31 protein-coding genes are annotated in these 25,478 nt (G+C 65.0%); 3 read left to right on the forward strand and 28 right to left on the reverse strand.

Annotated elements, in window-relative coordinates:
- The first annotated feature begins 25 nt into the window (after positions 1–25).
- Positions 26–517, forward strand: a complete 492-nt coding sequence (locus MMB92_RS17770; protein ID WP_277562827.1) for a helix-turn-helix transcriptional regulator — start codon at positions 26–28, stop codon at positions 515–517.
- On the opposite strand, the gene MMB92_RS17775 is transcribed toward MMB92_RS17770, so the two are convergent.
- The 28 genes from MMB92_RS17775 to MMB92_RS17910 all read right to left on the reverse strand — a co-directional run bounded on the left by MMB92_RS17775 (position 508) and on the right by MMB92_RS17910 (position 22,501).
- Entirely contained in the window at positions 508–888 is a 381-nt protein-coding gene (locus MMB92_RS17775) for a LysR family transcriptional regulator (RefSeq protein ID WP_105866079.1), read from the reverse strand. The genes MMB92_RS17770 and MMB92_RS17775 overlap by 10 nt on opposite strands.
- 465 nt (positions 889–1,353) lie before the next feature.
- On the reverse strand, positions 1,354–2,505 hold the full coding sequence (locus tag MMB92_RS17780; RefSeq protein WP_277562828.1) for a phage late control D family protein: 1,152 nt from the start codon (positions 2,503–2,505) through the stop codon (positions 1,354–1,356).
- The gene (locus MMB92_RS17785; protein WP_085539747.1) at positions 2,502–2,930 is read right to left on the reverse strand and encodes a phage tail protein; all 429 of its coding nucleotides are present in this window, start codon (positions 2,928–2,930) and stop codon (positions 2,502–2,504) included. Before MMB92_RS17785 ends, MMB92_RS17780 begins: the two co-directional genes overlap by 4 nt.
- A gap of 13 nt (positions 2,931–2,943) precedes the next feature.
- Positions 2,944–6,195: a hypothetical protein gene (locus MMB92_RS17790; protein ID WP_277562829.1), complete on the reverse strand. Its 3,252-nt coding sequence runs from the start codon at positions 6,193–6,195 to the stop codon at positions 2,944–2,946.
- The gene (locus MMB92_RS17795; protein ID WP_081053425.1) at positions 6,192–6,311 is read right to left on the reverse strand and encodes a GpE family phage tail protein; all 120 of its coding nucleotides are present in this window, start codon (positions 6,309–6,311) and stop codon (positions 6,192–6,194) included. Before MMB92_RS17795 ends, MMB92_RS17790 begins: the two co-directional genes overlap by 4 nt.
- Positions 6,311–6,622 carry a phage tail assembly protein gene (locus tag MMB92_RS17800; RefSeq protein WP_124637183.1) on the reverse strand — a complete coding sequence of 104 codons (312 nt, stop codon included), beginning with the start codon at positions 6,620–6,622 and terminating at the stop codon, positions 6,311–6,313. The genes MMB92_RS17795 and MMB92_RS17800 overlap by 1 nt, the downstream gene beginning before the upstream one ends.
- A 32-nt stretch (positions 6,623–6,654) precedes the next feature.
- The gene (locus tag MMB92_RS17805; RefSeq protein ID WP_124637181.1) at positions 6,655–7,164 is read right to left on the reverse strand and encodes a phage major tail tube protein; all 510 of its coding nucleotides are present in this window, start codon (positions 7,162–7,164) and stop codon (positions 6,655–6,657) included.
- Between the two features lie 29 nt (positions 7,165–7,193).
- Positions 7,194–8,366 (reverse strand): phage tail sheath protein, encoded by a 1,173-nt coding sequence (locus MMB92_RS17810; protein WP_124637179.1) that lies wholly within the window; start codon positions 8,364–8,366, stop codon positions 7,194–7,196.
- A gap of 111 nt (positions 8,367–8,477) precedes the next feature.
- Positions 8,478–9,227 (reverse strand): site-specific DNA-methyltransferase, encoded by a 750-nt coding sequence (locus tag MMB92_RS17815; protein ID WP_124637177.1) that lies wholly within the window; start codon positions 9,225–9,227, stop codon positions 8,478–8,480.
- Positions 9,205–9,486 carry a Com family DNA-binding transcriptional regulator gene (locus tag MMB92_RS35285; protein WP_346828520.1) on the reverse strand — a complete coding sequence of 94 codons (282 nt, stop codon included), beginning with the start codon at positions 9,484–9,486 and terminating at the stop codon, positions 9,205–9,207. The genes MMB92_RS17815 and MMB92_RS35285 overlap by 23 nt, the downstream gene beginning before the upstream one ends.
- Positions 9,487–9,546: 60 nt before the next feature.
- On the reverse strand, positions 9,547–9,885 hold the full coding sequence (locus MMB92_RS17825) for a hypothetical protein (protein WP_124637175.1): 339 nt from the start codon (positions 9,883–9,885) through the stop codon (positions 9,547–9,549).
- A 22-nt stretch (positions 9,886–9,907) separates the two neighbouring features.
- Positions 9,908–10,318 carry a tail fiber assembly protein gene (locus tag MMB92_RS17830; RefSeq protein ID WP_221623829.1) on the reverse strand — a complete coding sequence of 137 codons (411 nt, stop codon included), beginning with the start codon at positions 10,316–10,318 and terminating at the stop codon, positions 9,908–9,910.
- An 8-nt stretch (positions 10,319–10,326) separates the two neighbouring features.
- A complete protein-coding gene (locus tag MMB92_RS17835; RefSeq protein ID WP_277562830.1) occupies positions 10,327–13,692 on the reverse strand; it encodes a phage tail protein in 3,366 nt (1,121 codons plus the stop codon).
- A gap of 5 nt (positions 13,693–13,697) precedes the next feature.
- Positions 13,698–14,249, reverse strand: coding sequence for a phage tail protein I (locus tag MMB92_RS17840; RefSeq protein WP_124637173.1), 552 nt, complete (start codon positions 14,247–14,249; stop codon positions 13,698–13,700).
- A complete protein-coding gene (locus tag MMB92_RS17845) occupies positions 14,242–15,147 on the reverse strand; it encodes a baseplate J/gp47 family protein (RefSeq protein ID WP_124637171.1) in 906 nt (301 codons plus the stop codon). Before MMB92_RS17845 ends, MMB92_RS17840 begins: the two co-directional genes overlap by 8 nt.
- Entirely contained in the window at positions 15,144–15,509 is a 366-nt protein-coding gene (locus MMB92_RS17850) for a GPW/gp25 family protein (protein WP_124637169.1), read from the reverse strand. The genes MMB92_RS17845 and MMB92_RS17850 overlap by 4 nt, the downstream gene beginning before the upstream one ends.
- Positions 15,506–16,210 carry a phage baseplate assembly protein V gene (locus MMB92_RS17855; protein WP_277562840.1) on the reverse strand — a complete coding sequence of 235 codons (705 nt, stop codon included), beginning with the start codon at positions 16,208–16,210 and terminating at the stop codon, positions 15,506–15,508. The genes MMB92_RS17850 and MMB92_RS17855 overlap by 4 nt, the downstream gene beginning before the upstream one ends.
- A gap of 99 nt (positions 16,211–16,309) precedes the next feature.
- Positions 16,310–16,759, reverse strand: a complete 450-nt coding sequence (locus MMB92_RS17860; protein WP_277562831.1) for a phage virion morphogenesis protein — start codon at positions 16,757–16,759, stop codon at positions 16,310–16,312.
- Positions 16,759–17,169 (reverse strand): phage tail protein, encoded by a 411-nt coding sequence (locus tag MMB92_RS17865; protein ID WP_124637165.1) that lies wholly within the window; start codon positions 17,167–17,169, stop codon positions 16,759–16,761. Before MMB92_RS17865 ends, MMB92_RS17860 begins: the two co-directional genes overlap by 1 nt.
- Positions 17,166–17,657, reverse strand: a complete 492-nt coding sequence (locus tag MMB92_RS17870) for a hypothetical protein (protein WP_124637163.1) — start codon at positions 17,655–17,657, stop codon at positions 17,166–17,168. Before MMB92_RS17870 ends, MMB92_RS17865 begins: the two co-directional genes overlap by 4 nt.
- Positions 17,654–18,454 carry an N-acetylmuramidase domain-containing protein gene (locus MMB92_RS17875; protein WP_124637161.1) on the reverse strand — a complete coding sequence of 267 codons (801 nt, stop codon included), beginning with the start codon at positions 18,452–18,454 and terminating at the stop codon, positions 17,654–17,656. Before MMB92_RS17875 ends, MMB92_RS17870 begins: the two co-directional genes overlap by 4 nt.
- A complete protein-coding gene (locus MMB92_RS17880; protein WP_277562832.1) occupies positions 18,447–18,767 on the reverse strand; it encodes a phage holin family protein in 321 nt (106 codons plus the stop codon). Before MMB92_RS17880 ends, MMB92_RS17875 begins: the two co-directional genes overlap by 8 nt.
- Complete coding sequence (locus MMB92_RS17885; protein ID WP_012327676.1) at positions 18,767–19,141, reverse strand: putative holin; 375 nt, start codon at positions 19,139–19,141, stop codon at positions 18,767–18,769. Before MMB92_RS17885 ends, MMB92_RS17880 begins: the two co-directional genes overlap by 1 nt.
- Positions 19,142–19,143: 2 nt before the next feature.
- Positions 19,144–19,356 carry a tail protein X gene (locus tag MMB92_RS17890; protein ID WP_012327677.1) on the reverse strand — a complete coding sequence of 71 codons (213 nt, stop codon included), beginning with the start codon at positions 19,354–19,356 and terminating at the stop codon, positions 19,144–19,146.
- Positions 19,356–19,838, reverse strand: a complete 483-nt coding sequence (locus tag MMB92_RS17895; RefSeq protein ID WP_124637159.1) for a head completion/stabilization protein — start codon at positions 19,836–19,838, stop codon at positions 19,356–19,358. The genes MMB92_RS17890 and MMB92_RS17895 overlap by 1 nt, the downstream gene beginning before the upstream one ends.
- Before the next feature lie 105 nt (positions 19,839–19,943).
- On the reverse strand, positions 19,944–20,630 hold the full coding sequence (locus MMB92_RS17900; RefSeq protein WP_124637157.1) for a terminase endonuclease subunit: 687 nt from the start codon (positions 20,628–20,630) through the stop codon (positions 19,944–19,946).
- Positions 20,627–21,646 carry a phage major capsid protein, P2 family gene (locus MMB92_RS17905; protein ID WP_105866103.1) on the reverse strand — a complete coding sequence of 340 codons (1,020 nt, stop codon included), beginning with the start codon at positions 21,644–21,646 and terminating at the stop codon, positions 20,627–20,629. The genes MMB92_RS17900 and MMB92_RS17905 overlap by 4 nt, the downstream gene beginning before the upstream one ends.
- A gap of 36 nt (positions 21,647–21,682) precedes the next feature.
- A complete protein-coding gene (locus MMB92_RS17910) occupies positions 21,683–22,501 on the reverse strand; it encodes a GPO family capsid scaffolding protein (RefSeq protein WP_124637154.1) in 819 nt (272 codons plus the stop codon).
- A 144-nt stretch (positions 22,502–22,645) separates the two neighbouring features.
- Between MMB92_RS17910 and MMB92_RS17915 the strand changes: the two genes are divergently transcribed.
- Both MMB92_RS17915 and MMB92_RS17920 read left to right on the forward strand, forming a co-directional pair.
- Positions 22,646–24,409, forward strand: coding sequence for a terminase ATPase subunit family protein (locus MMB92_RS17915; RefSeq protein WP_277562833.1), 1,764 nt, complete (start codon positions 22,646–22,648; stop codon positions 24,407–24,409).
- A complete protein-coding gene (locus MMB92_RS17920; RefSeq protein ID WP_085539725.1) occupies positions 24,396–25,451 on the forward strand; it encodes a phage portal protein in 1,056 nt (351 codons plus the stop codon). The genes MMB92_RS17915 and MMB92_RS17920 overlap by 14 nt, the downstream gene beginning before the upstream one ends.
- The last annotated feature ends 27 nt before the right edge of the window (positions 25,452–25,478 follow it).

A 25,478-nucleotide genomic window follows, 5' to 3' on the forward strand; every position in this document is an offset into this window, starting at 1 on the left:
AAGTTACTCAAAACGATTACGCAAGATGTCGGATACAACAATCGGATTACGACTGAGGGAGGAGCGGATGCGCATTGGCATGAGCCAGGCGGAGTTCGCTGCGCTCGGCGGGCTCGGAAAACAGGCAGAGTTCAACTACGAAGCCGATGCCCGATCGCCCGATGCGAACTACCTGGCGGCGCTTTCGAAGGTCGGGGTCGACGTGCTGTACGTCATCACCGGCGAGCGCACACAGGGGGCGCCGGTCCCGGACGATGAGGCCGAGCTGCTCGACGGCTTTCGCCAGTTGAACGACATCGGCCGCACGGCCGTTCAGGCGTCGATCAATGGCTTCCTGCTTGCGGGCACGATGACGATCTCGGGCGCGCCGGCGAAGCGGCTTCCGCGTCTTGCTGAAAATCGAGCAGCGAAATTGGATGCTGCGGCGCTGCAGGCGCTCAAAGAGGCACAGGCAGACGCAGTGCGCCCGAAGGGCGCGCGTTCGCCGCGTAAGAGCGGTATGAAAGATCAGGACTGACGAAGTGTCTCTGCGGCGCGCTCGAGCGCCGCCATCGCTGTTTCGACTTCCCCCAACACGTCGATCGTCGTCATGCCGGTCGATTCCTCACCAGACAGTTCGCACAACGCAGCGAGTTCACGATCGAACCGCGCAACGACGCTGCGGAGCTGCGTTCCGAATTCGGTAAGCCGAAACCCGTCGCTTCCTGAACGACGCTCCATCAGCGGGCGGCCGAGGACGCGCTCGAGCGCGGACACCTTCTCGCTGACGGTTGGCCGCTGCACTCCCATAGCCTGCGCCGCTTCCGAAATGCTGCGATAGCGCGCGATCTCGCTGTATGCGCGCAGCAGATTCCAGTTGAGCCGAGGGGAAGTCGTCCGGGAAACCATGATTCGAGCGGTAGTTGTTGTTGCCGTAATGCGCGCTTCGCAGGGGCGGGGACGAGTGATCGGGGGAAAGCCCGCGAAAGTTAGGCGTTTTCCTAACTTTCACGGGGCTTTCTCCTTCATTCCATTTGTCTGAAAAAAGCACGAAAATGGAGCAGCGTTACAGCACGCGTGAATGCCGTTTCACGTCGTAGCGCCTCTCAAAATATCCGAAGAGGAAGCCGTTGTGAGTAACAAGCCGCAAGAGCCGCAATTCCGAAATGCAACAGCCGAGGACGGGGTAATCCGACGCTGTACTGAGGCCACGATAGCCGCACAATGTGGGCGCGCCAGTTCCACTCTAGCCGGGAACCGCGAGGCGCGTGCTGTGCGCGACTTGTCGGCCGGTGAGCGCGCGGTGCTGCTTGCCCAGGTGACGAGCGCGATGTTGAGCCTATCCAACATCCGCGACCTGTTACTGACGTAACGTCAGCCTGCCTCCGAGGTGTCGATCTCCGGCACCTCGCTCGCCTTGACCTCTAGGTCGAGGTCCGATGTAAATCCGCCGTTACCGTCGATCGAATGTGTAACGCGCGCAATGATCCAGTTGCAATCATCAATGACACGTTTGTAACCGCGCACGGTTACAGGCAATTCGGTCATCAGCTCGGGGCGGCCGAGCGCCAGCACAATGCTGAATTCCGCGACGCCGCGCTGCAGCTTCTCCCATTCCGCCTTCGCCGCGCGCGTCGCGTTTGCCTTGTTTGCGTACGTGTGGCGCAACGTCTTCACGTTTTCGGCCGTGCCGAACAACACGTCGCCGCTCTTGTCGATCGGCTTCTTCTTCGCTGTCTTGCGACGCCGGCGCCGCTTCACGGTGGTCGACTGCTTCTTCGCGGTGCGCGTGTTCAGGTAGAAGGCCTGCACGCCGGAATACGTGTCCCGATCGGCGACGCCGAACTCGTGACGGTCGCCGACGTCGCGCGTGATAGTGACGGCCGGCAATGGCTTGCCGCTCGCCGTGGTCGCTTCGCCGGCCTTGATGAAGAGCAGCAGCCCGTTCTTCACGGTGGCGATCGCGTCGAACATCTTCGCCAGGCGCGACAGCAGGTTGGCGTCTGACTCCGCCGTCTGGTCGATGTGGTCGACGAGCTGCCCGTCCAGTACCTTGCTGATACGCGCCTCGACCTTGTTCTGACTGGCGATCGCGCGCACGATCGCGCCGACCGTCTGCCGATGCCATGAGCGCTCCTTCTTGATCGACAGGCCGGCACGCAGATCGACGCTACGCGCGCGGATTGTCAGCACATCCGGCGTGCCAGTGTGCCGAACTTCATCGACCACGAATTCGCCCTTGTCGACCAGACCGTTCGCCGCGCCGGCCCAGCCGATCGACAGCTTCAGCGTGACGCCACGACTCGGGATTTCGAGGGCGCCGTCAGCATCGTCGAGGCTGATATCGAGCTGGTCCGCTTCGAAGCCGCGGTTGTCCTGCAGCGTCAGCGAGATCAGCCGACCGTCGAACTTCTTCGTGATGTTCTTGCCGTTGAGCGTGATCGAGTAGATCGCGCGCGGCACGCGATCGTCGGCCAACACGACCTGCTGTACGAGTTCGGCACCGGGGATGTCGGTCAGGTTCACAGAGAGATCGCCCCCTTGATGGCGTCGGTCACAATGCCGAGCATGTCGAGATCGTCGTTACGTGTCAGCGCAATGGTGAACTCGATGCGCCTGGCGGTGCCGTCGCTAAAAAACAGCGTGCGCGTCGTATCGATGTTGTCGATCGTGAACATGCCGTAGATGTGGCCGGTGCCCTCGATCAGCGGCCAGGCGGTGTGCTGGTCGGCCATCGCTTCGATGACGGCGAGCGACATGTCGCCGCCGGTCAGCTCGGGCAGCAGCACGCCGGACAGGCTGATGGTTTCGTCGTCCTCGCCGACATACTGCCGGGCGGGCTTTTTGCCGACGCGGTTGTTGCTGGCGAAGCGCCAGCCGCGCCGGCGTTTCAGCTCCTGGTAGGGCAGGGTCGACAGGCTGAACACGAACAGCCCGAGCGCCATCATCATGAGAACCTCTCCTTCAATCCCGGTCACGCAGACGCGAGCGCTCGCGCGCGGCCTGCGCGGCCTGTTCCTGGCGCATCACCTGCAGCACCTTCTGCGCGAGCGCCTGCTCATCCATCCCGGGCGCCGCATACACCTGGATCGTGATCGGCGCCGGCGCGACGGGCGCGCGGGCACCGGTCGACGCGACCGTGAGCGGCGGCCGGTTGTCGACGGTGAGCGGGGCGCTGCCAGCGATCGCCGCGCCCGTGATGCCGATGCCGGCGCCGGCGGCGACGATGCGCTTGCCGATCTCGAGCACGGTCGACAGCGGCCGGTCCTGGCCTTCGCGCAGACCTTGGTCGAGGCCCGCCATCGTGAAGCCGCCGAGCGCGGCGAACACACGGCTCGGCGAATGGATGCCGAGCTTTTCCTTGAACCAGCCGATCACGCTGCCGCCGGCCGACTCAATCGCATCCTTCACCGACCCCAGGCCGCCTTTGATGCCGTTGACCAGGCCGGACATCAGGTTCGCACCGAAGTCGACGAAGCGTGCAGCAGCCTGCGCCGCGACAACCACGATATCCGCGAGCCACGCGCCGAACCCCCTGCCGGCGCTGGCCGCTGCGTCGAGGCTCTTCTTGCTCGCGTCGACCGGTCCCACCACACGCGTGATCCAGTCCCATGCGCTCTTCACGGCGCCGACCAGCCAGTCGAACACGGGCTTCAGCGGCGCGAACGCCGCGCCGAGCGTCGCGAGCACGCCGCTGAAGATCGGCGCGAGCGGGCGCAGGCCGTCGGTCAGCCCCTGCCAGAAGCCAGAGAAAAACGCCTTGATCGGCTCCCAATACCGGATGACCAGGAGCGCGGCGAGCGCGATGCCGGCAATCACCAGTCCGATCGGATTCATCAGCGCGGCGCGGCCGACGAACAGCAGCGTTTGAGCGAGCCCGGCGAGCGCCGCACGCACGCCGTTGATCGCGCCCATCGTGCCGCTCTTGACCAGGCCGAGGCCGCCGCGCGCCGCGTCGACGGCCATGCCGGACGCGCCACGCCGGCCGACGTACTCGCGAGCCGCCGTCAAGCGCGACGCCGCGGCCGCGCGTGTCGCGGCCGCCTGCGCCGCGACGGCGCGCCACATCTGGACGGTGTACTGCCGCGCGGCGACGGCGCCATCCTTCATCGCGGTCCCAGCCGACACGCCCCATTCCCGGATCGACGCCTTCGCGGCCCGGCATGCGGCTGGCACGCGCTGCGCCAGCGACGCGATATAGGCGCGCAGCGACGACGCTGCAGCGCGGGGCGACGACGCCGCCCACGCGCCCGACAGCGCGGCGCGAATACGCCCGGCGGCCGACTGCGTGCTCTTTCCGGCGGCTGTCACGCCGGACGCCGCGCCTGACGCCGCGCGGGACATGCCGCGCAGCGCGCCAGCGCTGGCCCCGAGCGCGCGCACGAAGGCGCCGCCCTGAATGCCGAGCATCGACATGCTGAAGCGTACGATCGCCAGCGGTCCAAGAATGCCGGCGAGCGCGATCGTCAACGTGCCGAGCACGGCGAGCAGCACGCCGAGGCCGGCCGCGCCGATCGCGATCGCACGCGTGAAACTCGGGTATTCCTTCGCGAAGCCGAGCAGCCGCTCGAGGACGCTCGTCGTCAGCTCGAGCGCGCGGTTGTACACGGGCAGCACCTGCTCGCCGATGACGGTGCGCAGGTTGCGCACCTTCTCGAGCGCGATCAGCTCCTTCCCTTCGGTTTGCTTCTGGCCCAGCTCGTGCAGCTTGTCGATGCCATACGCGCCACGGTTCAGCTTTTCATTCTTGTGAATCTGCTCGCGCTGCATGAACATCGTCGCGAACAGGTTCGCGCCGTTGCCGTTCGTCATGATCGTGGAGAATTCCTCCAGGATCTTCGCGTCCGACGTGATGCCCTTGGCCTTCAGCTTCGGCAGCAGCACCTTCTCCATCCACTCAAACGGCGACGCGTTGAAGAGGTCGCCGCCGATCAGCGCGCCCGGCTTGATGCGCTTCACGTTGCCGATCGTGTTGTATTCGACCGACTTCTTGTCGACGAGGCCCAGCTCGACCAGGCGCTTCGCCGCGCGCACGGTGGTCTTGCCTTGCATCAGGTTGCTGTACGCGGCCTGCACGCCGGTGCCGGCCGCGTGCCCGCCCATTTCCTGAATCAGCGGCTCCATCTGGTAGTAGAACGCGTCCTGGCGCATCTGCTTCGCCGCGACCTTGCCGGTCTGGATGAAGTTGCGCCACTCGTCGCCGCCGACGCGGCCGCCCGTCGCGGTCAGCACCTGCTGGACCATGTTCGCTTCGCCCTTGAACGCTGCCTCGCTTTTCGTGCCGCCGCGCAGCTCGATCACCTTCAGCATGTTCATGAACTTCTCTTCGTTCTCGTGCCCCTGACCGGCACCGAACATCGCCTCGTTGGCGAACTTCATCTTCGCGAGCGTTGGCATCACCATCTGCGCGTGATGCTCGTCCGCGAAGATGGACATCGCGTCGCGCATCAGCGTCATGTTCTCGGCGATAGCAACGCCCGGCGATTTCATCGCGCGCACGTAGCGTTCGGCGTCCTGCGTCGCACGGTCGCCCAGGCCGAGCCCCTGGATGCGGCCGCGCTCGTTCTGGACCTTCTTCGCCTCGGCGAGCGGCTCGCGCAGATCGTTGAGAATGTGCGAGCCGGTCGCACGCGCGGCGAACCCGCCGATCGCCATTTCGGCCGCTGCGCCGCGTACGGCGCCCATCCTGACGCGCGCATCCACGATGCGCTTCTGCCGCGTGTTCAGCGCGTCGAGCCGGCGCGATTGAGCGTCGATCGCGCCGGTCGTTGCGGTGATGTCGGTGCGCAGCGTGCGCTCGTGCTGGGAGAGCCTGCCCGTGTCGACGCCAGCGCGGGTCAGCCGATTGCGCAGCTCGTCGACACTGGCGGATTGCTTCTTGAACGCGGCGCCGAGCTTCGACGAGGCCTGCCGCGCCTTCGCCAGCTCGGCAACCATCTGTTGCGACGGCGGCCCGTACGCGCGCAGCGACGTCGCGAGTTCCTTGACCTTGTTTTGTGCGTCAGCGAGCTTCGTCGCGGTGTTCGCGAGCCCCGTGCGCATTTCGCGGAACTCGCCGACGCGCCGTTGCGTATCGTTGAGTTCCTTGAGGCGCGAGCGGGAGTCCCGCAGCTCCTTCACGAGCGTGCGGTTCTTGGTGGCGATCTCGCGAATCGGCCGGCTCGCCTGGTCGAGCGCCTTGAGCACGACCTCGAGGCGGAGAGACCGATCGCTCATTCGTCACCCTGTTCGTAGCGTTCACGCGCGCGCTCGCGCCAGTCCATCAGCTCGGGCAGCGACATAGCGGCCATCACTTCGGGAGACCAGTGAAACACGAGCGCGATGTCGGCCATCACGTCGTCGACGGATCGAGGGAGGCGTCCACCTTCGACGAGTTCGGCACCAAAAAACCGGCCACCTCCGTACCGAGCTGCAGCAGGTCGGCCGGGTCCAGGCGCAGCACGTCCTGCGTGGTGAGAATCGGGTCGCTGATGCGCGGGAGCACCTTCGACAGCGCGATCACATCGAGCTGCAGGACGTCGGTGAGCGCGACGCCGCGCAGCGCGCCGGCGAGCGGCTTCATCAGCGTGACGGCGGTGATTTCCTGCTCGCCGCGCGTGATCGGCGTGTCGAGCGTGATGACGACGGATTGCTTCGATTGCATGGTGTGTTTCCTGAATGGGTGATGGAGGGGAATTACAGGCCGAGCGCGCGGCGCTGCTGCGCGAGGCGATCGACGCCGCCCACGATCTCGACGAAGTTCGGGATATCGATTTCGATCAGGGTTTCGCCGTTGACGACGAGGCGGTAATACGACAACGACATCGTGCCGGTCTGGTCGGCGTTGTCGCCGGCCTTCGCCTTGCCGGGGTCGATCTCTTTGTAGCGGCCGCGCACGTACACCTCGACCGCATCGGTTTCCTCGGTGTCGTCGCGCTGATAGGAGCCGGCAAATCGGACGGTGACACCGTCGATCTTCGACGTGCCCCACGTCTTGAACATCTCCTTCATGAAGCCGCCCATCGTGACGCCCAGCTCGAGCTTTTCCATGCCGAGGTCGATGTCGACCTCGGCGTTCATGCCGCCGCCGCGATACGCCTCCATCTTGCGCGTGAGCTTCGGCAACTGGATCTCGGGCACTTCGCCGACGAACGAGACGCCGTCCTCGAACACATTGAAATTCTTGAGTTTGGATGGCAGAGCCATTGCGTTTTCCTATGGTGAGTGCCGGGCCGTCAAACGGCGATGCTTTCCGCGAACTTGAGCAGGTAGCGATCCGTGATGCGCTGGCGGAACGTCAGATTTTCGAGCGGCGGGGTCGGGCAGAAGTCGTAGTCGAGGAAGCCCTGTCCGGCCTTGAGCGAATCCTTGTCGTTGGCGGCCGGGTCGAACCAGCACTCGCCGTCGATCAGGTAGCCGGCGGTTTTCCACGCGCGGAACTTCGCATTCACACCATCGACGATGTCGCGGATCAGCGTGCTGCTCATCGGCTGGTCGACCGCCCACAGGTGCGCCTCGGCCATCGTGTCGGCGATCACCTGGGCGCTGCGCACGTAGTTCTCGAACGCCCACAGCTTGTCCTCGGAACAGGTGCGCGATCCCCACAGACGGTAACCATTCGCGTTCACGATCGTGGTGACGTCGTGGCTGTTCAGGTAGCCGGCGTCGGTGTTCGGGTCCTGGAGTTCCCAGAACACGTCGCGGCTGATGCCGGTGACGCCGTTCACGACGACGTTCGAGATCGTCTTGTGCCAGCCGGTCTCCTCGTCGATCTTTGCGCGCATGCCGAGCGCGCGCGCCGTGGCCCAGGTGATGTCCTCGGCGTTGGTCGTCGTGTTCCAGTTCACGAAGTCCGGCCAGATCGTCATCAGCTCGCGCTGGCCGAAATTCGCGCGGTAGGCGACGGCTTCTTCCTTCGTCTTCGCACCGAACGCGTTGACGTATGCGAAGCCCCGGAGCTGTTGAGCGACCGTTGCCAGCTCGGTCGCGACCGGCAATGTGTCGAGACCCGGACAGCCAAGCACGCGCGGCTTGACGCCGAGCCGGGTATGCGCAGCGAGCAACGCCTTGATGCCGGTGTACTGGCCGTCCGCGGTCGTCGTGCCGATCACGTTGCTGGTCGTTGCGTCCGCGTCCTTGCCGCTCGGCACGCGTACGGCGACGATCAGCGGCGAGGTCTGCGCCGCGATCGCGTCGAGCGAACGCGCGAGCGTGCCCTTCGTGCCGGCGCGGCCGATTGCGGCGCGCACGTCCGTGATGAGGACGGCGCGATTTTCGGGGAACGTAGCAGCGTCGGCGTCGTCGCCGGTGCTGACCAGGCCGATCACGGCCGTGCTGACCGTGCGGATGGGGCGCGTACCGTCATTGATCTCAATGACGCGTACGCCGTGGTGGTAATCAGAAGGCAAGCTTTTCTCCCGGAAGTGAGCCTTCCGAAAGATTGCCTTCCGCGCGCGCGGAGAACACGCGCGGGAGGTTGTGTAGCGGCAAGGCACAACCGAAGCCGCTGCAGGGTGTCGCTACGCTGCGACGGGCAGCACGTCCAGCTCGGCCAGGCGCGCGGTCGCAACCTGGTGGTAGCTCGGTTCGAGCTCGCAACCGATCCAGTTCAAGCCAGCTTCCTTCGCTGCTGCGAGGAACGTGCCCGACCCCGCGAATGGATCGAGGACAACCCCGCCGGCCGGCGCCAGGCGCACGACGTCGCGCGCGAGCTGCGCGGGCTTCTCGGTCATATGGCGCTTCGGATGCGCGAGGCGCTCGGAGAACACACCAGGCAGATACACGTCGGCGCGGCGCACGGCGCCCTTGGTCGCCCAGACCAGGAACTCTGTCTGCTGCGCGAAGCCGCCCATGCGCGGCCGGGTGCGGCCGCTCGTTTTGTCCCACACGGCGACACCGCGCCACGTGAAGCCGGCGCCCTGGATCGCATCGGTGAGGCTCGGCAACTGGCGCCAGTCGACGAAACAGGCCAGGTGCGCTTCGTTGCGGCAGACGCGATAGGCTTCCGCAAGCCAGGTCATGCACCAGAATGTCCACGATCGCTGGTCCTTGCTGTCGTGCTGGAATTCGGGATAGACGGTCTTCACGTCGCCACCGATGTACTTGCTCGACGGCGCCTGGCTGCGCGAAGCGCTCGTGGTGCCGCCGGACGAGTAGGGCGGGTCGGTGAAGACCAGGTCGACGCACGCGTCGGGCAGCGCGCGCATGACGCCCAGTGCGTCGGCCTGGTGCACGCGGTTGATCAGATCAGCGGAGAGTGTGTGTTGCATGGGGCGATTCCCTGGTATCGGAGGCTCGGTGGCCTGCGGGTAAGGGGCTCGCGGCCCTCAGAATATTCATTGCACCGCAACGCGGGCATTTGATGGTGAGCCGGACGTATTCGCCGGCGCCGAGTTTGCGGTTACAGCTTCCGCATCGGATGTCCTGCATGGGGTGATTCCTGCCTGTGCTAGGATGCCGGCGCCTCTCGAGAGGTGTCGCGGCCCTGGCCAATCCTGCAGGTATGCTCTGCTGGTGCGGGGCGTGCATGATGTTCCAGCATCGTGCACGTCGCCGCGTCCTTTCCTACCTATGTCGCCGATACGTTACTTAGGCGACGATCTCGCCACCGGCCAGCATGTAGCGGTCGAGCGCGTTGTACATAATCGGTCGATCAGCCGCCGGTTTCTCGTCGTCCGGCTTCGCTTCGATCAAGCGACGGTGAATGTACGGCACCGCCCCCTCGTTCTCTTCCGGTACACCTTCGACGGAAATGGTCGACGAGAGCTGCAGCGGCTGCTTGCCCGCCTTGTACGTGTCCTCCGACACGTAGCTGTTGATCGATGCAACCGTGGTCCGGCTCAACACGTCGAGCGTCACGTTGCCGATGACGTGGTAGCCGGCCGTCGCGCCGGTCAGTGCGAGAACAACGTTTTTCTTGATTGCCATTTCAAACTCCTGGTGGTGTGTGTCAGTTTTGGGGGGTGGGGGCCTGCGGCCAAACAACATTCAGCGGAAATCCGGCCTGCTGCGGTACGTCGCGCAGCGCGCTCCGATACTCCGCCCACCTCTCACGGGTATCGGGCGGCGCATCGGATGCCTGCGTCCAATCGGAGGCCCGCAGAAGCGAATCCCGCTTGTCGCGTACCTGCTGCTCCGCCTTTTTAGCGGCCAGAACCGGTCGCAGTTCTTCGGCGCGCTTGAGCAGCTCAGTAATGTCGTCCGGACACGGGATCGAGGAATTCCATGTGTCAATGAGTGCGTCGCCGCTTTGAAGTCCGGTTTTCGGATCAAGTGGATGGCGTACCCAATAGTCGCGCCCATGCACGAGATTCGGCCAACGTTCCTCGATTGCCATCATGAGCAGTACGTGTTCAATCATTTCTAGACTCACTGATTCTTCATTCGCTTTGCACGGATATATAGCGTTCTCGGGGTCGCGTCGACACCCCAGTCGTCGGTGCGCAAACCCATCATTACCCACGAGTCGGGGCAATCCACACTCCATGTGCCGGCCCTCTGACTGATCGGCCCGAACTCGGCCTGCTCGCCGGTCGGCTGACAGGTGGCTCCGGCGTTGGCCTTGCCCCCGATGTTTTTCCAGATGTCATCGATTTCGTCGCCGAGCCAGCGGCCACGCCACCCGAGGCGCAGGTTTCCGTCAGTGCGGAGAGTTTCCTGTCCCCGCATGTACATCGTTCCCCAGTCATCAACGGCCCACGTGATCGCGTCGTACGCGTTGTTGATGATTTCCATGCCGCCGCCGGCGCGCGCACGAAGGAACGTCCACGAGTCGTAACCCGGCAGGTTGTTCCGCAGACCGATATCGGCCTGCCAACCGTCGCGGTTCACAGTCGGCCTGTTGTAAAAGCGCGAAAGTGCCGTGACATGGATATCGGAATTGAACTGCACCCGGTTGTCCGCGTTATAGACGGTGATCGGGTTCGACTTCCACGACCCATCCGGATTCATGGTCGCCCACGCCGAATAGTTGCCGTTGGCCGTCGCGTGAAACCACGCCTGCGCAGTACCATCGGCGCGAGCGAGCACGAGGCCGCGCGCCTCTGTGTTGTTCGGCTGCTTGATGCGGATATCGCCGGTCATCGTGTCACCGGCCTTGTTCACCTTCGAATTCGGGTCGAAGTTGCCGGTGTCGTATGGAACAGCACCGCCCGCCCACGTTGGACGTTTCGAGAACGCAACAACCTGCGTGCCACGGGCGATATCAAGTACCTTGGACTGCGCGATGCCATCGTCGGCCCACGCGGTCATCGCAAAGTCGTCGGTATCCGACTTGCCAATCGCGAAGCGGGTCTTCGCGCCATTCTTGAAGTAGATCGTCGCCCACGAGGCTCCACCATCGACCGCATATCCGCGTCCGCGCACGAGCCCTTCCGCATTGAGGATCGATCCATCGTCAACGGCGCCGCCGATCAGTACGCGCCCGCCGTTCGGCATCAGCCCCATGTTGCCGGCCGCAATGCCGCTCCCGCGAGTAACGTAAAACACGTCCCGCGACAGGCTGTATCCATCGTTCACGGTGCGAATGGTGAACGCGCCATCCCCACCGTGAAGCACTTCCCATTGCTTTTGATCTACCGGGCCGCCTTCACGCCGCATGATGATCGAAGTCTGGCCCGTGCCGGAACCGTTGGATGCGACCAGCGCACCGACGCCGCTCACACCCTTTACGCCGCCGTTTGCTTGAATGATCGCGCCGCTACCGTCGTCGCCAGTCTTGCCGACCACGAATTTTCCGTTGTCGGTTACACGAGCACGCTCGGTGCCGCCAGCGCTGAACGTAATTGCTCCTGCGCCGATGGTGGCGGAGCCATAGAAGCCGATGTTCGGCCCGTTGGCTCCCTTGTAAATCCCGATCAAGCCCGAGTCGCCAGTGCCCTGACTGGCGATGAAGTAGTTCGCCGCGCGCATGCTGCCGGCTACCTGCGCCACGTTCACACCATCGTCGGCAGTCCCGCCGATCGTCATCCGACCGCCCGGCACGAGCTTCGCGATCTCGGAGTTGCCGGCAATCAGTTGCAAGACGCCCGTCGCGCCTTCACTGCCGACCGACACATTTCCGTTCGAGCGGAAGTAGCCCCAAGCGCCACTACAGTTAGCCCATGCGGTCGTCGAGCCGGTGCCGAATCGATGCAGCCCGCGCGTGATCGCGTTACCGCCAACTTGGAGCATGTGCCCATCGTCGACGGTCGTGCCGATGAGGACGCGATTCGGCTCGCCGGCGAGAAACCGCATTGTTTCCCGACCGTTGTTCGTAACGGCAAACGCCCCGTCAGCGACATGGAAGAAGCCCGTGTCCGGTGCGCCGTCGTTCACGAACGAGATGCCGGGGGCCGTCACGCTGCCTTCGGCCGCCAATATTTGTCCAGACATGGTGATACCGGTCGTCTGCGCGGGGCTTGGGAGATTGCCCGCGTGCCACACGTCCTTCCCATTGACGTGTAGGTTTTTCCGCGTGAAGTTGAGCGCGAACATCGCACCATTCGAAGGGAGGTAGAACCCGGCCTCCGTTGCATTGCCGAAGAAATACCCGCCGCTCGCACCGATGAGCGCACGCCCCTCGTTGTTGCCACTGCCGACGTTCAGCATGCCCTTGACGTTCAACTGGCCACCGATATACGTCCCGGCACCCGTATCATCGAGTGACAAGACACCCGTTGCCATGTTGATGGTGAACGGTCGGTAGCCGTTCCACGATGCGCCCGGATCGCTGTTGTTGGTCAGCAGCAGATAGAAATTCGAGCCGTCGTTGCGCAGCAGCACGTCGCGGCCGTTGCGCAGTCGGATGTTGGCGCCGCCCGCGTCGAGCCCGGACGACGAAATGCCACCCGTGAACGCGCTGTCGCCTCCAACCTGAAGCGCGGTTTTTCCGTCGTCTTCGCGATTGCCGACGACGATCCTGCCGCCGTAAGTGATCCGCATTGCGCGAATCTGGTTCGCGTCGCTGTTCGCATCGTTCGGCGTGCGGTTGATCCAGAAATCGAGGTATTCCCGGCCCCACGTGCCGCCGTCGTAGCCGGCGCGGATCGATGCGATGAGGCGGGCATTGGTATCTGTCGTGCCAGCAGCGAACGTTCCATGGAAGCGGATCTTCGCGCCGCGATTCAACGCGCCGGACGCCGCGGCTACGGAGAGCTGCCCGTCCTGGTCGGTCGACGTCGACGTGATCGTGACGGGGCCGGTGAGCTGCGGCCGCACGAGCGGCGCATATCGCGCGGCTGCAGTCTTCGGGGTTACGGCGCGCGAGTCGTCCGTGCCGTCGTCGACCTCGGCCTGTGTCGCCAGTTCGACGACGCCCTTGCGTTCGGTGGTTGCCGGCGGATTGAGGAACGACGTCGGCCCGAAAACCAGTTTCGTCACGTCGATCGAGGCGAACACGGTATCGGCGGCCAGCAGCAGCATCGAGGCCGCCGCCTTTTCGAGGATCGGATCGTTCTGCACGTAGACGCCGAACAACACGCCGTTGTCCAGATACAGGCCGAACCCGTACAGCTTGTACTGGTCCGCGCTGTCGTCCTGGATCACGATGTGGATCGTGTCCTTCGCGACTGTGTCGCCGCCGAACGTCGTGATGCGCTTCAACTCGTTCGGCAGTGCGGTCATGTCCGGCTTGAACACGAAGGCCGCCGTGGCAAGGCCAATCTGCGCGACCTGGTGCGCGGTGGTCCCCGTGTTGCCCGGCGCCACCAGTGCGGCGCGGCCGGCGTCCGTGATGTAGATGAGGTTTCCAGCCATGTTCGTTAATCCGTGAGAGAAAGGCGGCGATAGACGGCCGCGCGCACGCCACAAGCGACGCCGATCGAGCCGTGCATGCTGAAGCCCTGCGTGAAGGTGTAGTGGGCGGTGCCGCGCTTCGCGCGATCGACCTCGGCGCGAATGTCGTTGACGTACTGCGCGGTGGCCGGCACGCCGTCACGCGCGCCGACCGTCATCACGATCTCGAACGTGCCCGGCACGCCGCGCGGCGTTTTCTCGAACCACTCACGCATCACCACGTTCGCACCGAACGACGCGCACACATCGCGCACGGCATCGGCCGTGCCCTTTTTGCGGGCGATCCGGATCGCGGATTTCACGCGTGCGCGCTTCACCTGCTCGGGCCATTCATCGCGCCAGGTATCGACGCCCATGTGCCATGCGAGCCAGGGCAGGAAGCGCAGCGGGATTCGATCCGGGTCCATCAGCGTGTCGATCTCGACCGGAATGTCGAGCACGTCCGCGTTGGCTTCGGCCAGGCGCCGCTCGAGCACGGTCGCGTTCGGCGGCAGCAGGGAGACGGCCGGCTTATTCATCGGCCACCCCACCGTCCGTCAGCTCGACACCCGTGCAATACGGCGCCTGGTCGATGGCAATCGGCACGCCTTCGGCCGGCGTGTCGAGCAACACCTTCTGGACGCCGGCAACGCGCATCGACGCGTACAAGCCGTCCTTCGTGACCTCGGAACCCGGCCGGTGCATCGAGTCGGCGAACAGTTGCGTTTTCTTCCGCGCTTCCGCGAGCGCGACCGCACGATCCGGGCCGTTGAAGAATCGCAGCGTCGCGCGGATCGCGTACCGGACGATTTTCGCGCTCTGCACAATGACCTCGTCCGCCTGCGGGCGTTTCTTCTCAAGCGCCTTCTTCACGATGTCGATCAGCTCCTGGCTCGCCGTGCCGTCACCTTCGCGCGACAGGATCGTGACGATCATCACGCATGGCGACGGGCTGTAGGCGGTCGCTGCTTTCACGCGCCCATCAGCGGCACGCGCATGGAACACATACGCGTCATCAGGGCCGGCGACCGAGAAACCACGCGGCGCGAGCTGGATACGCTCGCGCAGGCTGTCGTCGTCCTCGTAGACTGGATCGATACCCTGGTCGGGGTCCCCCGGCGAGATCAGCAGGCGGTCAACGTCGAAGAGGGCGCCGATGTGCTCGAGCGTGGTGCGCTTCGCGTACGCGAGCAGGATGCCGCGGGCCTTCTCGTTCAGGAGCGCGAGCATCAGCATTTTTTCGTACGCGCCTTCCTGCAGCAGCTTCACCATCGGCTCGGATTCGAGCTCGAGCGTGGCCGCGATCTCGTCCTGCTGTTCCTTCGGATACAGCGAGACCAGGCGCGCTTTCTTCTCGGCCAGGATCGTTTCGTAGTCGAGTTCCTCGACGATGTCCGGTGCCGGGAGCTGCGACAGATCGATCGGCGTGGTTCTCATGCAGCACCTCGCCCGTTCGTCGCCGGTAGGCGCATGGAGAAGGCGGTGCCCGCGCGCGGGCCGTCTGTGCGCTCGCCGTGCAGCTCGAGCACGGCGCCGCCGTCGATGCCCGTGCTACCGAAGTCCACCTGGTTGACCTGGATGCGCGGCTCCCACCGTGCGAGCGCCATGACGGACGCCGCCATCACACGCATGCGCATCACTGGATTGACCGGGCCGTCGATCAGCTCGGGCAGCAGCGAACCGTACTCACGGCGCGCCAGGCGCGTGCCGAGCGGCGTGAACAGGATGTTCGCGACCGACTGCTCGATGTGGGCCTGGCCGGTGATCGCGCGGCCGGTTCGTGCGTTCATGCCGATCATGCGCCACCCGAAATCGGCTTCGAGGTAGGCGCAAACTCGCCTTGCGCCTGGTGCGCATGTCCCACGAGGCTGACGCCGAGCGACTGCACGTCGGCATCAGCGGTCACGGTGCCGGTGAAGTGTGCGCTTCCCTGAATTTCAATGACCGAGCCGCCGCCCGTCCCAGCTCCATTTTTTCCGGTCGCGCCGGATTCGAACGTGAGCGGCCCCTTCACGAGCAGCGAGCCCGTCACAGTCGTATCGTTGGCGTCGAGCGTCACGGATTGAGCCTTGACGGTCGCGGTATTCGTTTCGACGGTGACGCTGCCCGGTGCGACGACGTGCACGGTGGCACCGGCCGGAAGTGTGGCGGTGAGTGCGTGCGCGGCGAAGTCGTACTCGACGCGTGCGCCGTCGCGGTAGACGCGCACGTGATGCGTCGGGCTCGAGCTGGGCGAGTCGTGGCCGTCGCAATACACGCCAGCGAGGAAGAGGCCCGTAGTCGGTTCGCCGGACGGGCAGAAGAGTAGGCCCGGCTCGCCGATCGACGGCGGGTCCCACGTGATGCTGTCGCCGGTGCGCTGCGCGAGCCAGCGAATCCAGTCGGTTTGCAGGCCGCCGGATTCCACGCGTACGCGGCGTGCGCCGTGGTCGACTTCGATCACGGTGCCTTCGCGAAGCAGGCTCTCGATGCGGCGGTTCAGGTCAGCAAAATCATCCATGCACCGAGGATGCCGCGCGCGCGGGAGAGGGTCACGCGAAAATGGTTGTACACGGCTGGCTAACAACCGTGACCCAGAAGGAATGGATGGAGCGTCGCGCTATCGCGACAGGAAGTCGAGAACGACGTCGGCGATCCGGGCGACGTCGGCGTCGGCCAGGCCGAGCAGCTCGCGCGCGGGATACTGGACAACCGGCCCGTTGCGCTCGACGCGATCGCGCAGACCCTCCTGGTGCACGCGTGCGATGCGTTCGACCTGGCGCGTGAAATGCAGCACCGACGCGTCGGCGGTCGACGCGGTTTTGAGGAAGCGCGCGGTGCGCAGCTTCGCGAACATCGCACGCCGGATGCGGCCCTTCTTGCGCCGAGCCTGCGGCTTGCGCGGCGCGTACCGGCTGCCGTCTGGGTTGCGGGCTTCGGCGATGCGCCGTGAATGGCGTCGGCGCAGCTCGGCGGCCAGCCCGTTCGCCAGGACCGCACGCTGCGCGGGCGCGAGCTGGCCGAGCAGGCCGGCCGCCCAATCCTCGGCGCGGGACAGTCGATCGGCCATCAGGTCCCCGCGATCGGCGGCTCGCCGAAGTGGCGAATTTCGTAGCCGTCCGGGCGCTCCGTGACCCCGACGCGCTCGGTCAGCTTGAGCAGAATCTCGACGTCGGATTTGCTGTTATCGATCAGCTCCGCCTGGAACTTGAATCCCTCGCGACAGAGATCGCGGTTGAGCAGCAGCTCGGGCTGGTGGATCTTCAGCCAGGCGATGATCGGCACCATCAGGTGATCCGAGTGACCGGTGTAGTTGGTAATGACAATGTCGAGCGTATACGCGTATTCAAACGACAGCGATTTTGCGGCGGTGACGGCGATCGATCCGTGTTCGATGAAGACGTGCAGGTTCTCGGGGTCGCGCGCGAGTTCGGGCAGCGCCGCCGTGAGCGCCGCACGCAGGCTGTCAGGCTTGTTCATGGGTTCGGTTCCTCCGTGTCGCGCACGCGCGCCTGAAGCGCGATCAGTTGCTCGGCGTTTTCGTGACAGGTGGTGTAGTTGCCGGCGACGGTTGCGGCGACTGCAGAGAGCGCAACGCCCGAGGGGGCCGCATCAGCGCTTCCGGGATCGCCCACCGGCACGTTTGCGGCGGCGCTGTCGTGCACGCGCACAAACCCGACAGGAACAACGCAGGCGCGATCAGCTTCGCGAGCCACATAAACGGGAACCTCCTTGATGATGGTGTCGCCTTTCTCGCGGACGACCTGAACGCGGTCGACGTACTGCGTGACAACCTTCACGTCGCGGCGTGCCGCGTCGCGCTCGGCCGTCCGATCGCGCACGTCGCGCGCAAGACCGTCGACGCGCTGGCCGGCGTCGACCAGGCGCGCATGCTGGATCGCGATGACGACGGCAGCTACGGCGAGCGCGATCGCGCCGGCGACGAAGATACGGGCGCCGGTCGTCACGCGGCCGCCCGGCTGTAGCGGTCGAAGGCCCGTTCGAGTTTCACGTCGTACAGGTTCTCCGCGTACGCCTTGCCGTTGTACAGCTCGGCGAACTTCGCCCACTTCTTACCGCGCAGCGCGGCGAGCATCACCTTGTCAGCCAGGACGAACCGGACGAATGCCTCGAGCTGCTCGGCCTCGCTGACCTTCATCGCGTCCACGAACGCGAACACGTCCGGGTAGCCGAGCGCCTTCCAGTGAAAGCCCATGATTTGAAACGCCCCCCAGCTCGTCGCCTCGAGCGCGCAAGCGGCCGAAATTTGCGACGCGCTCGCCAGGCGCGCATATTCGGCCGCGTCGCCTGCGTAGCCGCCACGCTTCGAGTTGACCAGGGCCGGATACTTCGCCGCCAGCGCATCTGCGTCCAGGCCGGCCGCCGCGAGCTGGCGGTACATGATGTGCCGTTCGTACAGGATCACGGGCCGACCGTCAGGCAGGAACCCGGCACCTTTCGATTCAACCTCATTGACGGCACGCACAGCTGCGAGATCGACCTGCAGTCGATCGGCCGCACGCTGCAGGTCGGCGTCGGTGAGATGGCGCGGATCGCGCCGACCGGCCGAGAGCGTCGACCAGGTCTTCGGGCCGGCGATGCCGTCTGCGACCAGCCCGTGCGTGGCCTGGAACGCCATCACGGCGTCACGGGTCGCGCTGCCGTAGATCGCGTCGATGTCGAGGCGCGCGCCGGCTGCAATGAGCTGACGCTGCAGGTAACTGACGTCGGCACCGCGGTCGCCGAGGCGCAGGGTCTTATACATGGCTCCCCCATACCTTGAATTGCAGCACGCGCGCGATCAGGGAGTCGCGCGGGTTGCCACGGTGGAACAGCTCGACGACGTTGCCGCGAACACCGTACACGGCGAGGCACAGGACGCCGACCAACACCGTGTCGGCCAAATTTGCGGGCGGCAGCATGCCAAACGCGGCGCGGATCGGCGCGGCGCCGGCGGCGACCGCGATCGTGTACGCCAGGCATGCCGCGAGCGGCCGGTGGGCGCTCGTGCCACGGCGGAAGGTCACAAGGCGCAGCGCGAGCGCCGCGCACAGCGTCACGTAGACAGTCGTGAGCATCACTTTTCCCTCCCCTTGAACACGTTCAGCAGCCGATCGGGCGCATCGGCCTGGGCGATCAGCCAAAGCAGCAGTTTCACGACGAGCGCGGACGCGATCAGCGCGCCGATGCCGGCGTGCACCTCGACGCGGGCCGGCAGCACCGCGTCGAGAGCGGCGGCGAACAGCTCGGCCGTGAGGCACCCGGCGACGAACGAGATCACGAAGAACGCGATGCGCTTCGGAATCGACGGATCGGCGGCCGTCATCACAAACAGCAGCGAGCCGGCGAACGCGCCCATGACGACGTTGGCGTCGACGCCGGGAAACAGCGACAGCGTGGCGACGCCGAGCGCGGCGACCGTCGCGGACGACGTGGAAATAGGTTCAGCCATTCTCAGTCCCATAACTGGAGCCGCTCGGCGCCGGATTGCGCCGCTTGCGGTACTTCGTCGGGCAGCTCGACGAGCAGCCCGTGAGGCAGGATCGGGCCGTACTGCGCCAGGTCCCGGTTGAGGTCGAGCACCGCTTCGACGACGCCGCGCGTGCGGCCGAGCACGCGCCAGCAAAGTGCGTCGATCGTTTCCCCCTGGAGCGCCCGCACTTCCATCAGATCAGCTCCACCGTCACGCGAGGGCGGCCGATGATGTCGCTGATGGCCCAGCGGGCATCACGGCGCAGCTCGTCGCTCTGGGGCTCGAGCTCGTCTGCGCGGCGTGCGCCGTCGCCTGTCGTGTCGTAGTCGCGGTACCGCTCGATGAGCGTTGCCTTCGCCAGGCAATACACCGCGCGCCGGTAGTGCTGCAGCCGTACGCTTTCGCCGTCGAGCTGGTCGGCCGGCGCGTCGGCCAGGCAGGTGATGGCGGCATCGCGCCACGCCGCGCGTGCGCCGCGCAGCTCGTCGTTTACCTCGGCGATCGCGGCGAGCAGCTCGTGCCGCAGACGGGCGTCGGTGATTGACCCGTCGAGGCGCATCGTGTCGCGCGCGTGCTCGAGCGACACATCCGGATAGAACGGATCGTTCTTGATCGGCTTTGCGGGTTCCGCATCCGCCGGCGCACGCGGCAGCGGCGGGGTCGAGACAAAGGACATGGTCGGGTTCGTCAGGTTGGTCGGTAGAGGCGGTGGACGGGGCTTTTCGCGCGGACAGTGCCGGCTACGGCCCCGTGCCGCCTGGTGCGCGGGGTACGCTCGGTGTCAGCCACCGGGGCCGGACTGGCCCCCGTTGGCGGAATTCTTCAGTTCGCGCTCGAGTCGCTCGATGTCCTTCTTCACGCCCACGTTCGCGAAGAGCTGCAGCGCGCGGCGCAGATGGTCGAGGGCGCGCGCGGGATCGGAAGCGGAGAGGCCGTAGCCGATCGCCTTGTGCAGCTTCGCGCGAACTTCGTCGGGCATGTCGGCCGTTGCCGTGAGCTGCTCGATCTCGACGAGCGGCTCGACCTGGATCGCATCGCCGGCGCGATGGGCGCGCAGCGCGGCCTCGGCGAATTCCTCGACGAGCAGACACGGCGTGCTGCGCTTGTACTGGTCCGGCAGCGGGAGAGCGTGCTGCAGGGCATACGCGCCGATCTCGAGCGCGCCCTGGTAGTCGCCGACGTCGACGCGCCAGACCATGATCGTCATCAGCACGTCGTCCTGCGCGCCGGCCGCGCCGTCGAGCACGCCGTCGACCCACGCGTCGTAGGCGGGCAGAAACTGCCGCTTCAGGTCGGCCTTGCGCTCGAGCGACTCGACGGCCTTCAGCGCGCGGCGGTGTTCGTCGAGCTGCGCGAGCATCAGCGTGTACGCCGAGTCGTCGCGCAGCCCGCCGGCATTCGTCGGCGTGCCGCGCGCGGCCGTGGCCGCGACGGTGCGCTGGAAGTGTTGGCGGAACGGGTTCGTCATGCGCCACCCTGCGGAGCGGCCGGGGCAGCGTCAACGAGCTGGATGTCCTCGACGACGCAACCGGCGCCGTACTGCTCGATCACGTACGCATCGTTCGAGCTTTCATAGTTCTCGATGCGATCGCGTTCCGGCTTGTCCACGAGCGAGCGCCGGCGCGCGCCGATTTGCCAGTAGATCGACAGGTTGTCCAGGCGCGTGATCATGAGCGCATGAGCCGGGAAGAACGGAACGCTGACGGCCGGCAGATTGCCGATGCGCTTCTGCGACACAACGATGTCGGTTGCCAGCGTTTCGGTCGACGGCTGCGCCTGGTTGATGAGCGGAAAATACTTGTCCTGGAGCAGCTCGCGGCCGCAGATCACGACGAGTTTCGGGTCTTCGGTGTACCACGGGTCGAGGAATTCGTTGCGCGCGAGCGAAACGACCGCATCGAGATTCTTGAACTGTTCGCCCTTGCCGATCTTCACGCCAGAGAACACGCGTTGTTTCGCGTTGTTGCGGTACTGCTGCAGCCAGCCGATGTTGACGTCCTGCAGCAGCGGATTCGCGGCGAGGTCGGTGTCGGCCGCGACCTTCTCGCCGTTCCAGCCAATCATGATGCGATCGAGTGCCTGGCGCTTGACGATGGAGTCGCGCAGACGCGCCTGGAAATCGGGGAATTTCGCCCACGCGTCGAGCTGCTGGTAACGGGAATGGGTGTCATAGTCCGTTTTCTCGCAGCGGTATTTCTGGTTGTCGAGAGCCGACACATCGCGCGTCTGTCGCTCGCGTTTGGTCGTGTCCGTCCGGCTCGCGATCGGGCCGGATACGCCGAGGCCGACCTTTTCGCCTTCCATTTCCTCGACGCCGATAATGTTGATCAGGCCAAGGAATTCGCTCGATTGCTGCATCTTGGTTTCGAGCGTTTGCTGCACGCTCGGCGCCACCGAAAATTTCTTCGTGGCATCGCTGATGCCGTTGAGTTCCTGGATGCGGGCCAGGAACCGGTTGTACTGCTCGCGGGTAGTGTTCAGCATGGGTGCGTTGTCTCTGGGAATAGGGATGAGGGCGGGTTAGCAGTCGGTCTGCGCGCCGTTGTCGTTGCCCGTCGACGTCGGTCGCTGTTGCGGGCTGCTGTCGGTGCGCGAAAGTTTCTGGACCAGCTCGCTGTGTCGCTTTTCGCCGTCCTTCTGCGCGCGCTTCAGCTCGTCGACGTTCGTGTTGAACTTCTCGAGCTGCTCGAGCACCTGGCTCTGGCTTTCCGCGAGCGCGACGACCGATTGCGAGAGGTCAGAGAAGCGTTGGTCGTCGGTGGCTCCCTTGCGATTCAGCAGATCGCGAACCTTCGAGAACAGCGACTTGCCGGCGTCGCCGGTGCGCGGGATCTCCTCCTCGAACTCGATCTCGGCTTCGACCGCAGCGCTGAAGAGGTTTTCCGGGCGTTGCTTCCGGGCGTCGTACGCTTTGTGCTTCGCACTGAACTGCAACATTTCCGTGCCGAGGCTTGCCGGGTTGTCGGTGACGGCGAGACCGACCAGGTACGCCTCTCCCGTGCCGGCAAAATCGGGATCGACTTCCATCGACGTGTAGACCTTCTGCCGCTGCTCGTTGGTCAGCGCGACCAGGTCTTTGGTCGGCGACAGTTGCGCGAGCAGGCGCATCTTTCCGTCCTGCTCTTCTGCCTTGAGCGCGATCACGTCGCCATACGCGCGGAACGTGCTATCCGGGGTGTAGCCGCGAATGTGTTCCATGTTGATGCGTGCGCCGTACGTTTTCGGGTCGTAGCTGCTCGCCATCTGTTCGAGCATCGCGCGATCGATCGTGCGGCCGTCCGTCGTCGCGCCTTCGGTCGCGATCCGGAAAAACTTCGTCTTCTTTGCGTCCTGTGCCATGTGCGAATCCGCTGAGAGGGGGCTGTGTTCAGGGATTCCAGTGTCGGCAGTTCGAACCGACGTCGCAATGAATGTTGGTTGTGCGCGCAACCGATACAACCGTATGCAGTAGGGTCTTCGCGCGCGCGTCGGTAGCCTTGCTACATGACTGCACTTCCCATCGATTCATCCGACGTTGATCCACGCCGACGCGCACGCGGCCTGTACTGGCAGGGGTATCGCATCGCGCGCATTGCCGAGATGCTTGGCGAGAAGCCGGCCACGCTCTATAGCTGGAAGCGTCGGGACCGATGGGACGAAACGGAGCCAGTCGACCGGGTAGCACTGTCGATGGAAGCGCAGTTGATCCGGCTCGTGATGAAGGAGAAGAAGGAAGGGCGCGACTGCAGAGATATCGACCTGCTGACGCGGCAGTTGGATCGACTGCGTAAGCGCCCAGCGAACGACGCGAAGGTGGGCGAAACAGGGGGCGCTGGCGGAACGCGCCGGTCGCGCAGCTCCGACGACCGGAATGCCTTCAGCGAAGAGCAGATCGAGAAGCTGAACGATGCGTTCCTCGAATCGATCTTCGACTATCAGCGCACCTGGTATCGAGCGGGCTTCAAAGAGCGGATTCGCAACATCCTGAAGAGCCGGCAGATTGGCGCGACCTGGTACTTCGCGCGCGAAGCGCTGCTCGATGCGCTGAACACCGGCCGCAACCAAATCTTCCTGTCGGCCAGCAAGGCGCAGGCGCACGTGTTCCGCCAGTACATCGTCCAGTTCGCGAAAGATGCGGTCGGCGTGGAGCTGAAGGGTGACCCGATGGTGCTGCCGAACGGCGCGACGTTGTACTTCCTCGGCACGAATGCGCGCACTGCGCAGAGCTACCACGGCAACCTGTATTTCGACGAATACTTCTGGGTGCCGCGCTTCCAGGACCTGCGCAAGGTCGCGTCAGGCATGGCGATCCATTCGCAGTGGCGACAGACGTATTTCTCGACACCATCGAGCCTCGCGCACGACGCGTACCCGTTCTGGTCCGGTGCGCTGTTCAACCGCGGCCGACCGAAGGATCAGCGCGTTTCGATCGACATCTCGAACGCGGCGCTCGCGGCCGGCCGTACATGCGCTGACGGCCAGTATCGGCAGATCGTGACCGTCGAGGATGCCGTGCGCGGCGGTTGCAACCTGTTCGACCTCGAGCGCCTGAAGCTCGAATACAGCGCGGATGAATACGCGAACCTGCTGCTGTGCCAATTCATCGACGATTCGCTGTCGGTCTTCCCTCTGGCGACGCTGCAGACGTGCATGGTCGACACCTGGGAGGTGTGGGACGACTTCAAGCCGCTATACCTGCGCCCGTTCGGCGACGAAGAGGTGTGGATCGGTTACGACCCGTCGCACACGGGCGACAGTGCGGGCTGCGTCGTGCTGGCGCCGCCGAAGTATCCCGGCGGGAAATTCCGCGTGCTCGAGCGGTTCCAGTGGCACGGTCTCGACTTCGAAGCTCAGGCCGCGCAGATCGAAGCGCTGACCAGGCGCTACCGCGTCACCTACATCGGCATCGACACGACCGGGATCGGGCAGGGCGTCTACCAGCTCGTCACGAAGTTTTTCCCGGCCGCGACGCCGTTCCACTACTCGGTCGAGATCAAGACCGCGCTCGTGATGAAGGCGCAGAACGTGATCCGCAAAGGCCGGCTCGAGTTCGACACGGGCTGGAAGGATCTCGCTGCCGCGTTCATGGCGATCAAGAAAACGATCACGCCCAGCGGGCTGCAGGTCACGTACAAGGCGAGCCGATCCGAAGAGGCCAGCCACGGCGACCTGGCCTGGGCGTGCATGCACGCGCTCGCGAACGAGCCGCTCGAGGGCGCGACGAGCACCAATACCGGATTCATGGAGATTTTTGATGTCACGCAGTAAGCATCGACGCGGCGCCGAGCGCCGCACGCATGGCCGTGCCGAGCAGGCCGCCGGGGCCGCGGCCGCGCCGACGCCGCGCACGGAGGTGTTTTCGTTCGGCGATCCGATCGAAGTGATGGATCGGCGCGAGCTACTCGAGTACGTTGAGTGCATGCGGATGGGGAATTGGTACGAGCCGCCGCTGCCACTGGACGGCCTAGCGCGCTCGTTTCGGGCCGCGCCACACCACAGCTCGGCCATCTACGTGAAGCGCAACATTCTCGTGCAGTCGTACATCGAGCATCCGCTGCTGCCGCGCGCCGACTTCAGCCGATACGTGCTCGAGTACCTGGTCTTCGCGAACAGCTACCTCGAGCTGCGCACGAACCAGCTCGGCGCGCCGATGGCGCTGAAGTCGTCGCTCGCAAAGTACACGCGGGTCGGCGTCGAGCCGGGTCAATACTGGTTCGTGACGAACGTGCGCGAGCCGTACGAGTTCCCGAAGGGCTCGGTCTATCACCTGTACGAGCCGGACCTGAACCAGGAGATCTACGGGCTACCCGAATATCTGTCGGCGTTGAACTCGACCTGGCTGAACGAAAGCGCGACGCTGTTTCGCCGGCGCTACTACAAGAACGGAAGCCACGCCGGCTTCATCCTGTACATGACCGACGCGGCCGAGAAGCAGGAGGATGTCGATAACCTGCGCTCGGCGCTGAAGAACGCGAAGGGGCCGGGCAATTTCCGAAACCTGTTCATGTATGCGCCGAAGGGGAAGAAGGACGGCATCCAGCTCCTACCGATCGGCGAGGTCGCGGCGAAGGATGAGTTCTGGAACATCAAAAAGGTGACGGTCGAGGACCAACTCGCGGCACACCGCGTGCCGCCGCAACTGATGGGGATCATCCCGTCGAATGCCGGCGGGTTCGGTGACGTGGAGAAGGCGGCCGGGGTGTTCAACGACCTCGAGATCGAGCCGCTGAAAGCGCGGCTGCGGGAGCTGAACGACTGGATCGGGATCGAGGTTGTGCGCTTCCGCCCCTACGTGCCGCCGGCGCAGTGACGTAGCGCAACGCGTCGATAGTGCGAG

The organism is Burkholderia sp. IO2, from assembly GCF_029522185.1.
Classification (GTDB): Bacteria; Pseudomonadota; Gammaproteobacteria; order Burkholderiales; family Burkholderiaceae; genus Burkholderia; species Burkholderia cenocepacia.

Bases quoted from the DNA above. Each gene is read 5' to 3' on its own strand.
- MMB92_RS17770 (WP_277562827.1), top strand. From the start codon at position 26: ATGTCGGATACAACAATCGGATTACGACTGAGGGAGGAGCGGATGCGC.
- MMB92_RS17775 (WP_105866079.1), bottom strand. From the start codon at position 888: ATGGTTTCCCGGACGACTTCCCCTCGGCTCAACTGGAATCTGCTGCGC.
- MMB92_RS17785 (WP_085539747.1), bottom strand. From the start codon at position 2,930: ATGATGATGGCGCTCGGGCTGTTCGTGTTCAGCCTGTCGACCCTGCCC.
- MMB92_RS17790 (WP_277562829.1), bottom strand. From the start codon at position 6,195: ATGAGCGATCGGTCTCTCCGCCTCGAGGTCGTGCTCAAGGCGCTCGAC.
- MMB92_RS17795 (WP_081053425.1), bottom strand. From the start codon at position 6,311: ATGGCCGACATCGCGCTCGTGTTTCACTGGTCTCCCGAAGTGATGGCC.
- MMB92_RS17800 (WP_124637183.1), bottom strand. From the start codon at position 6,622: ATGCAATCGAAGCAATCCGTCGTCATCACGCTCGACACGCCGATCACG.
- MMB92_RS17805 (WP_124637181.1), bottom strand. From the start codon at position 7,164: ATGGCTCTGCCATCCAAACTCAAGAATTTCAATGTGTTCGAGGACGGC.
- MMB92_RS17815 (WP_124637177.1), bottom strand. From the start codon at position 9,227: ATGCAACACACACTCTCCGCTGATCTGATCAACCGCGTGCACCAGGCC.
- MMB92_RS35285 (WP_346828520.1), bottom strand. From the start codon at position 9,486: ATGCACGCCCCGCACCAGCAGAGCATACCTGCAGGATTGGCCAGGGCC.
- MMB92_RS17825 (WP_124637175.1), bottom strand. From the start codon at position 9,885: ATGGCAATCAAGAAAAACGTTGTTCTCGCACTGACCGGCGCGACGGCC.
- MMB92_RS17830 (WP_221623829.1), bottom strand. From the start codon at position 10,318: ATGATTGAACACGTACTGCTCATGATGGCAATCGAGGAACGTTGGCCG.
- MMB92_RS17835 (WP_277562830.1), bottom strand. From the start codon at position 13,692: ATGGCTGGAAACCTCATCTACATCACGGACGCCGGCCGCGCCGCACTG.
- MMB92_RS17840 (WP_124637173.1), bottom strand. From the start codon at position 14,249: ATGAATAAGCCGGCCGTCTCCCTGCTGCCGCCGAACGCGACCGTGCTC.
- MMB92_RS17845 (WP_124637171.1), bottom strand. From the start codon at position 15,147: ATGAGAACCACGCCGATCGATCTGTCGCAGCTCCCGGCACCGGACATC.
- MMB92_RS17850 (WP_124637169.1), bottom strand. From the start codon at position 15,509: ATGATCGGCATGAACGCACGAACCGGCCGCGCGATCACCGGCCAGGCC.
- MMB92_RS17855 (WP_277562840.1), bottom strand. From the start codon at position 16,210: ATGGATGATTTTGCTGACCTGAACCGCCGCATCGAGAGCCTGCTTCGC.
- MMB92_RS17860 (WP_277562831.1), bottom strand. From the start codon at position 16,759: ATGGCCGATCGACTGTCCCGCGCCGAGGATTGGGCGGCCGGCCTGCTC.
- MMB92_RS17865 (WP_124637165.1), bottom strand. From the start codon at position 17,169: ATGAACAAGCCTGACAGCCTGCGTGCGGCGCTCACGGCGGCGCTGCCC.
- MMB92_RS17875 (WP_124637161.1), bottom strand. From the start codon at position 18,454: ATGTATAAGACCCTGCGCCTCGGCGACCGCGGTGCCGACGTCAGTTAC.
- MMB92_RS17880 (WP_277562832.1), bottom strand. From the start codon at position 18,767: ATGCTCACGACTGTCTACGTGACGCTGTGCGCGGCGCTCGCGCTGCGC.
- MMB92_RS17885 (WP_012327676.1), bottom strand. From the start codon at position 19,141: ATGGCTGAACCTATTTCCACGTCGTCCGCGACGGTCGCCGCGCTCGGC.
- MMB92_RS17890 (WP_012327677.1), bottom strand. From the start codon at position 19,356: ATGGAAGTGCGGGCGCTCCAGGGGGAAACGATCGACGCACTTTGCTGG.
- MMB92_RS17895 (WP_124637159.1), bottom strand. From the start codon at position 19,838: ATGTCCTTTGTCTCGACCCCGCCGCTGCCGCGTGCGCCGGCGGATGCG.
- MMB92_RS17900 (WP_124637157.1), bottom strand. From the start codon at position 20,630: ATGACGAACCCGTTCCGCCAACACTTCCAGCGCACCGTCGCGGCCACG.
- MMB92_RS17905 (WP_105866103.1), bottom strand. From the start codon at position 21,646: ATGCTGAACACTACCCGCGAGCAGTACAACCGGTTCCTGGCCCGCATC.
- MMB92_RS17910 (WP_124637154.1), bottom strand. From the start codon at position 22,501: ATGGCACAGGACGCAAAGAAGACGAAGTTTTTCCGGATCGCGACCGAA.
- MMB92_RS17915 (WP_277562833.1), top strand. From the start codon at position 22,646: ATGACTGCACTTCCCATCGATTCATCCGACGTTGATCCACGCCGACGC.
- MMB92_RS17920 (WP_085539725.1), top strand. From the start codon at position 24,396: ATGTCACGCAGTAAGCATCGACGCGGCGCCGAGCGCCGCACGCATGGC.